The sequence below is a fragment of the Ornithinibacter sp. genome (assembly GCF_035443565.1).
Classification (GTDB): domain Bacteria; phylum Actinomycetota; class Actinomycetes; order Actinomycetales; family Dermatophilaceae; genus Fodinibacter.
Window position 1 is genome coordinate 1 of sequence record NZ_DAORSO010000115.1, and the last position, 7,371, is coordinate 7,371.

Genomic DNA, 7,371 nt, shown 5'->3' on the forward strand with positions numbered 1-7,371 from the left:
GCCCCGGACCCGCCGCTGCACCCGTGGTCGTGGACGGTCCCACCGGCTCCTACGTGCGACCCGCCGACCTCGACGAGGCGATCCACCTGCTCCAGCGGCATCCGGATGCCGTTGTCGTGGCGGGGTCCACGGACTGGGGGGTCGAGGTCAACCTTCGGGGTGCCCGGGCTGAGCTGGTCGTCGGTGTCGACCACCTGGCGGAGCTGCGGGAGGTCACCCGTGGCGCCGACCACCTCGAGATCGGGGCCGCGGTCACCCTGGCCGAGCTTGAGCGGGGCATCGCGCGGGAGGTGCCGCTGCTCACCGCCGTGCTGCCGCTGTTCGCGTCCCCGCTCATCCGCAACAGCGCCACCATCGGCGGGAACCTCGCCACCGGCTCCCCCATCGGCGACCTCGCCCCGGCGCTGCTGGCCCTCGAGGCCGACGTCGTGCTCCACGGCACCGACGGGCAGCGACTGGTACCCCTCGCATCGTTCTTCACGGGGTACCGGCGCAGCGTGCGGCGCCGCGACGAGCTGATCCGCGCCGTCCGCATCCCCCTGCCGCTCGGTGAGGTCACGGGGTTCCAGAAGATCGCCAAGCGACGCCACGACGACATCACCAGCGTCGCGGTCGCGGTGTCGCTGCACGTCGTCGACGGGAGCGTTCAGCGCGCCCGGATCGGGGTGGGCGGTGTCGCCGCCACTCCCCTGCGGGCGACCGACACCGAGGCCGCCCTCGAAGGGCGGGCGTGGACACGGGCGACTGCCGCGGCGGCCGGCGAGGTGCTGCGCGACGTCGGCACCCCGATCGACGACCACCGCGCCAGCGCCGCCTACCGCCGGGCGGTGCTCGCCACCGCCCTGGTGCGGCTGCACGCGCAGGGCGCGAGCACGCCGGAGGTGACCCGATGAGCGCCGTGGCCCAAGGCCCCGAGGACCAGGTCGTCGGCCAGCCGCTGCCCCACGAGTCGGCGGCCCTGCACGTCACCGGCCGGGCGCTGTACACCGAGGACCTCGGGTCGCGGATGCCGGGTCTGCTGCACGCGCATCCCGTCCAGGCTCCGCACGCGCACGCCCTCGTGACCCGTCTGGACGCCGAGCCTGCGCTGTCGGTGCCGGGGGTCGTGCGGGTGCTCACGGCCGCGGACGTTCCCGGCATCAACGACGCCGGGGCCAAGGGCGACGAGCCGCTGTTCCCCGACGAGGTGATGTTCCACGGCCAGTCGGTCTGCTGGGTGCTCGCCGAGACCCCGGAGGCTGCCCGCCTCGGGGCCCTCGCGGTCGAGGTGGAGTACGAGGTGCTTCCGGCCGTGGTGTCGGTCGAGGAGGCCATCGAGGCCGGCAGCTTCCAGGGCGGGGCGCCCCGCCTCGAACGCGGTGACGTCGAGAGCGGCCTCACACAGGCCGCCCACGTCTTCAGCGGCGTGACGATCAGCGCCGGCCAGGAGCACTTCTACCTCGAGACCCACTGCTCGATCGCCCACGTCGACGAGAGCGGGCAGGTCTTCGTCCAGAGCAGCACCCAGCACCCCAGCGAGACCCAGGACATCGTCGCGCACGTGCTCGGTCGAGCCACCCACGCCGTGACCGTGCAGTGCCTGCGCATGGGGGGTGGCTTCGGAGGCAAGGAGATGCAGCCCCACGGGTTCGCGGCCGTCGCCGCCCTGGGCGCGGTGATCACCGGGCGTCCGGTGCGCGTTCGACTCACTCGCGGGCAGGACATGACCATGACCGGCAAGCGGCACGGCTTCCACACCCGGTGGCGGGTGGCGTTCGACGACGACGGCCACCTGCTCGCCCTCGAGGCCACCCTGACCTCGGACGGCGGCTGGTGCCTGGACCTGTCCGAACCCGTCATGGCTCGTGCCCTCTGCCACGTCGACAACGTCTACTGGATCCCGAACGTGCGGGTCGATGGTCGGATCGCCCGGACCCACAAGACGTCGCAGACGGCCTTTCGCGGCTTCGGCGGCCCGCAGGGGATGCTCGTCATCGAGGACATCCTCGGCCGGTGCGCCCCGCTGCTCGGCATCGACCCGCTCTCCCTGCGGCGCCGCAACGTCTACCGCGAGGGCCAGAGCACCCCCTACGGCCAGGTCGTGCGACACGCCGAGCGGATCGTCACCTGCTGGGAGCAGGTGCTGTCCTCCGGGGACGTGGCCCGGCGACTGGAACAGGTCGCGCAGTACAACGCGAGCCACGAGCACTCCAAGCGAGCGATCGCGGTGACGCCGGTGAAGTTCGGCATCTCCTTCAACTTCACCGCCTTCAACCAGGCCGGGGCTCTCGTCCACGTCTACAAGGACGGGTCCGTGCTCGTCAACCACGGCGGAACCGAGATGGGCCAGGGCCTGCACACCAAGATGCTCCAGATCGCGGCCACGGCGCTCGACGTCCCCCTCGACCTGGTGCGCCTCGCGCCGACGCGCACCGACAAGGTGCCGAACACGTCGGCGACCGCCGCGAGCTCCGGGGCGGACCTCAACGGGGGTGCCGTCCTCGATGCCTGCGTCCAGATCCGCGAGCGGCTGCGCGCGGTGGAGGCTGCCCATGCAGAGCCCCTGCCCTGGGCCGATCTCGTGGCAGTGGCCTACGCCGACCGCGTCCAGCTGTGGGCGGCGGGCTTCTACCGCACCGAGGGGCTGCACTGGGACGCCGCGGCCATGCAGGGCTCCCCGTTCAAGTACTTCTCCTACGGCGTCGCCGCGGCCGAGGTCGAGGTCGACGGCTTCACCGGCAGCCATCGGGTGCTGCGCGTCGATGTCGTCCATGACGTCGGCGACTCGCTGTCCCCCCTCATCGACCTCGGCCAGGTCGAGGGGGCGTTCGTCCAGGGGGCTGGCTGGTTGACCCTGGAGGACCTTCGGTGGGACGAGTCGGACGGGCCCTCGCGGGGCCGGCTGGCGACGAACACGGCCAGCACCTACAAGCTCCCGAGCTTCTCCGAGATGCCCGAGGAGTTCAACGTCACCCTGCTCGAGCGCGCCCACGAGGACGGCGCCGTCTACGGATCGAAGGCCGTCGGCGAGCCCCCGCTCATGCTGGCGTTCTCGGTGCGAGAGGCCCTTCGTCAGGCCGCAGCAGCGTTCGGGCCCCCCGGGGTCTCGGTCGGCCTGGCCACGCCAGCCACGCCGGAAGCCGTCTTCTGGGCAGTCGAGCACGCTCGCGGCGGGGGCGTGCCCCCAGGTCTGCACCCGGTCGTGGAGGGCTGACATGCACTGGCTCGCAGCGCTCGACCACCTGCGTACCTCCCGCCAGCCCGGTGTCCTCGTGACGGTGACCCGGGTTCGCGGACACGCGCCGCGCGACGCCGGCGCGAAGCTCGTCGTCTCCGACCGGGACACCTGGGGCAGCATCGGCGGCGGCAACCTCGAGGCCACCGCCGTCGAGCGCGCTCGGCGGATGCTGGCGGACGGCGCAGACGTCCCCGAGCAGCTCGACATCACCCTCAGCGAGCGCGCGCGCACCGAGCACGGCCGCCAGTGCTGCGGCGGCGAGGTCAGCGTCCTGCTCGAACCCCTGGCCGTCGTGCCGTGCGTGGCCGTCTTCGGTGTCGGGCACGTCGGCCACGAGCTCGCGCGCATCCTCAGCCGTCACGACCTCGACCTGCACCTCGTGGACTCCCGCGAGGAGCAGCTGGACGTCGCCATGATGTCGTGGCTCGGCGAGGCCGTGGCCCGCGTCGAACCGCACCACTCACCCCTGCCGGAGATGGTGCTCGACTCGCTGCCCGCTGGAACGCACGTCGTCGTGATGACGCACGACCATGCCGAGGACTACGCCCTGTGCGACGCAGCCCTGCGACGAGCGGGACTGGGATCCGTGGGACTCATCGGCTCCTCGGCCAAGTGGACCCGGTTCCAGCAACGCCTCGCCGCAGACGGCCACCCGGCGCACGTGGTGAACCGGATCCACTCCCCCATCGGCGTGCCCGACCTGGCCGGCAAGGAGCCTGCGAGCATCGCCGTCGCCGTCGCCGCCGACCTGCTCCAGGTGATCTCACGAGGTCACCGGTCAGCCGACGTCAGCCGCTGAGCGCCTGGCGCACGGCGGCCCGTGCTCGCTGCGGACCGGGAACCTCGCGCAGCCCCTCGCCGATCGCCGCCGCGGCACTGCGGGCGCCGCCCGGGGCGAGAAGGTGCCGCACGGCATCCGCGATGTCGCCCGAGGTGGTGGCGTTGGGGTCCAGGCAGACCCCGACCCCGGTGCGCTCGATCGCCGCGGCACCGGCGAACTGGTCGGTCGAGAACGGCAGGACGAGCAGGGGAACCCCGGCGGTCAGGGCCTCGGTGACGCTGTTGTTGCCGCCGTGCGTCACGGCGACGCTGGACGCGGCAAGCAGGCGCACCTGCGGGAGGAACTCGCGCACGAGCCAACCCTGCGGCAGCGGCCCGAGCTCCTCCACCGGCGCGGAGCCGGTCGCGAGGGCCACCCGGACGTCGAGCCGTCGCAAGGCGTCGGCGATCAGCGCGAGCACGTCGGAGCGGGCCGACAGGAAGCTGCCGAGGCTCACGTACACGACGCTCCCCTCGTCGGCGTCCAGCCAGGCCTCGACCTGTGCGTCCCGTGGTTCCTCGCGCACTGCCGACCCGAGGAAGGTGTGCGGCGGGAGCAGGGCCGTGCGCTCGGGCTCGTGGAGCGCGGCCGGGTAGTTGAGCAGCAGCAGGTCGCCGGTCTCGGCGAAGGCGTCCCGGCTGGGCTGCGCGCTCGGGCGCAGGTCCTTCAGCGCTGCGTTCCACTGGGCCGTGAACGTGTCACGGACCCCTTCGCACAGCACCCGCAGGTCGGCGAGCTCCTCGTCAGCGGGGCGCATGGCACGCGGCCAGGTCGGTGGGTGGCCGTAGACCTCGTCACCGACGGTGAGTGCAGTCGGGTGGCCGAGCACCACGTCCGCGTGCGGTACCTGCGCGCCCACCAGCCCCAAACGGGCCCCGAAGGCCAGGTGGTCGACGATCACGGCATCCGGCTGCACGCGCTCGACGATGGCCTGGACCTCGCGCGCCACGCCGACCGCGTTCCACAGCAGGTCATCGCCGCGCGCCCGTGCCTGGAACTCGAGGGCGGCCACGGCGCCGCGGCGGGTGGCGTCGAAGAAGCCGCGCAGTGCGTCGTCCTCCCCCGGCGGCTGCTCCTCGGCCCGGATGACCCCGGGGTTCGACCCCCGGCCGAGCTGAAGGTGTTCGCGGTCGTACCCGAACGCCCGCACCACGGCGTCGGTGGCCGCGCCGGTGGCGACCACCACTCGCTCACCCTCGGCCTGCCAGGCCGTCGCGAGGGTGGCGAGCGGGTACAGGTGGGAGGCGTAGTCGGGGCTGATGACGAGCAGGGTCATGACGTGACCGCCCTCGGCAGCGACGTCGCGGCCTGGCGCGCCGCCACCGCGGCATACACCTCGAACAGGGACGAGGCCATCGTGTCGATGCCGAACCGTTCGCGGACCACTGCCCGTGAGCGGCGGGTCCGCAGCGCCTCACCCGGTGACGAGGCGAGCTCGAGGGCACGGCCGAACGCGTCCGCGAGCCGTCGTGGGTCGGTCGTGTCGGTGAGGACACCCGTGACGCCGTCCTCGATGTAGGTCGCCGGCCCCCCGCTGTTCGGGGCCACGACGACCAGGCCCATCGTCATCGCCTCGAGGATCGCGATGCCGAACTCCTCCTTGAGGCTGGCGCAGACGTAGACCCCGTCGGGCGCGCACACTCCGGGGACGCCCCGGTGGGCGGCTGCGAGCCACGCGGTGGCAGTGGCGTTCGGGCGGTGGCCGGCGAGGAGCAGCCCCTCTCCGGCGCAGTCGTCGGTTGAGACGACCTCTCGGATGCGGGCGAGTTCGGCGGCCTCCTCGGTCGTCGGGTCGTCCAGGTCACCACCGACGATGACGAGGTTGCAGCGTTCCCGCAGGGTGGGCTCGGTGAGCCAGGTCGACGCCAGCGTCGCCATGCCCTTGACCGGAGACAGCCGGCCGACCGACACGGCGAGGGGCAGGCCACGCCGGTTCGGGGGAAGCTGGTCGAGCACGGCGCTCAGCTCCCGGAGCGCGGATGCCGTCTCCGGGCTCCGCGGCGCGTCGCCGGCGACCTCCTTGGCGACGCGTTCGAGGGCCGCTAGGTCGATGCCCTCGCCGACCACGGACACCCGCTCGCGCTGTGCCGTCACGTCGATGCCCACCAGCCGCCCGATGCTGCGCTCGACGTCCGGGCGTGGGAACAGCACGAGGTGCTCGGCCTGCGCGGCGAGGGCCCGCAGCAGCCGGTCGCGAAACCACAGGTGCTCCACCCGGTCTGCGTCGCCGAACTCGGCGCGGGTCAGGCTCCCGTCGGCCTCTCGGGCGGCGAGGAGCGCCTGGGGATCCGGGGCCAGGGTCAGCACCACGGGGATGCCGAGCTCGGCCGCCACCTCGGCCGCGACCAGCGACCCGACGTCCGCCATCCGCAGGTGGATGACGTCGACGCGACCCGCGGCGCGCAGGACCTCTCGGATGCCGTGGCGCGCCTGGATGCGCAGCGACCACGCCGTCGACACGCTCGTCGAGGGCCCGCTCAACGGGATGCGCGCGTAGTGGTGGCCTCTCGGGGCGAGGTCCTGCGAGAGGGTGCGGCCGGTGGTCGCGCCGGCTGCCCACGCGTCGGCGACCGCGGCATCCCTGCTCCCCGAGATGGTGATCACCCGGTCCACCCGGGCGCCGTGACGCAGCAGGGCGTCCCCGAGGTGCACGAGGAGCGTTGCCACCCCGCCGGTGTCGCCCTGGCCGGAGTGGCGCAGGCTGCCGTCGAGGTCACCGTGCAGGAAGAGCTGGGCCACGGTGAGGCCCGGCCCCCCGCGGGTCGGCGGCTTCGTGGCGTCGCGGGCACCGCTGCGCAGGTCCTGAGCCAGCTCCTCCAGGTGCGCCCGGGCAGCCGGGTCGCGCTCCGACGCGAGGCCGACCGTCACGGCGTGCTCGACGGCATCCGGAGACGCCGCGGCCCACCGCTCCAGGGTGCGCGCCGCCAGCATCCCCGGAAAGCCGCCCTCGGCGCAGTGCCGGACGAGCCGCTCGAGGGCCGCGGCCTGCGCAACCACCCCGGACAGGGCGTCGATGGCGTGCTCCGCCACGTGGGCTCGCTCGTCGTCCAGGAGGCTGACCAGGTGCGCCCCGGCCGTTGCGCTGCCGTGGGCGCCGAGGGCGTGCACCGCTGCGATCGCGGTGATCGGATCGGGGTCCGTGGTGGCGACGACGAGGTGGTCGACCACCTCAGGACCGGCCGAACGGGCGACGTCCTCGAGCCGTTCGCCAGCGCGCATCCCGTCGAGGATGGTGGCTGAGGAGCGAACGTCGGTCAGGGCGGCATGGACATCCATGCACACGACTCTAGGCGAACTGTGTTGAATCTTTGTCCAACGTTGCACAGATCTTCCG

General features: G+C 73.1%; 5 protein-coding genes. 3 read left to right on the forward strand and 2 right to left on the reverse strand.

Translation table 11 applies throughout. The features are described 5' to 3' along the window. The 3 genes from PLL68_RS11030 to xdhC form a co-directional block, all read left to right on the forward strand. On the forward strand, positions 1-893 hold an 893-nt coding region (locus PLL68_RS11030), incomplete at its 5' end, for an FAD binding domain-containing protein (protein ID WP_324534043.1). After that, positions 890-3,193 carry a xanthine dehydrogenase molybdopterin binding subunit gene (gene xdhB / locus PLL68_RS11035; RefSeq protein WP_324534045.1) on the forward strand — a complete coding sequence of 768 codons (2,304 nt, stop codon included), beginning with the start codon at positions 890-892 and terminating at the stop codon, positions 3,191-3,193. The genes PLL68_RS11030 and xdhB, both read left to right, overlap by 4 nt. 1 nt (position 3,194) lies before the next feature. Continuing rightward, entirely contained in the window at positions 3,195-4,016 is an 822-nt protein-coding gene (gene xdhC / locus PLL68_RS11040; protein ID WP_324534047.1) for a xanthine dehydrogenase accessory protein XdhC, read from the forward strand. Here xdhC and PLL68_RS11045 read toward each other — a convergent pair. Both PLL68_RS11045 and PLL68_RS11050 read right to left on the reverse strand, forming a co-directional pair. After that, the gene (locus PLL68_RS11045; protein WP_324534049.1) at positions 4,006-5,313 is read right to left on the reverse strand and encodes a nucleotide disphospho-sugar-binding domain-containing protein; all 1,308 of its coding nucleotides are present in this window, start codon (positions 5,311-5,313) and stop codon (positions 4,006-4,008) included. The genes xdhC and PLL68_RS11045 overlap by 11 nt on opposite strands. Further along, positions 5,310-7,313, reverse strand: coding sequence for a glycosyltransferase (locus PLL68_RS11050; RefSeq protein ID WP_324534051.1), 2,004 nt, complete (start codon positions 7,311-7,313; stop codon positions 5,310-5,312). The genes PLL68_RS11045 and PLL68_RS11050 overlap by 4 nt, the downstream gene beginning before the upstream one ends. Positions 7,314-7,371: the final 58 nt, after the last annotated feature.

Excerpts from the sequence above, each read along its gene's own strand:
- PLL68_RS11050 (WP_324534051.1), bottom strand. The coding sequence starts at position 7,313 with ATGGATGTCCATGCCGCCCTGACCGACGTTCGCTCCTCAGCCACCATC.
- xdhC (WP_324534047.1), top strand. The coding sequence starts at position 3,195 with ATGCACTGGCTCGCAGCGCTCGACCACCTGCGTACCTCCCGCCAGCCC.
- PLL68_RS11045 (WP_324534049.1), bottom strand. The coding sequence starts at position 5,313 with ATGACCCTGCTCGTCATCAGCCCCGACTACGCCTCCCACCTGTACCCG.
- xdhB (WP_324534045.1), top strand. The coding sequence starts at position 890 with ATGAGCGCCGTGGCCCAAGGCCCCGAGGACCAGGTCGTCGGCCAGCCG.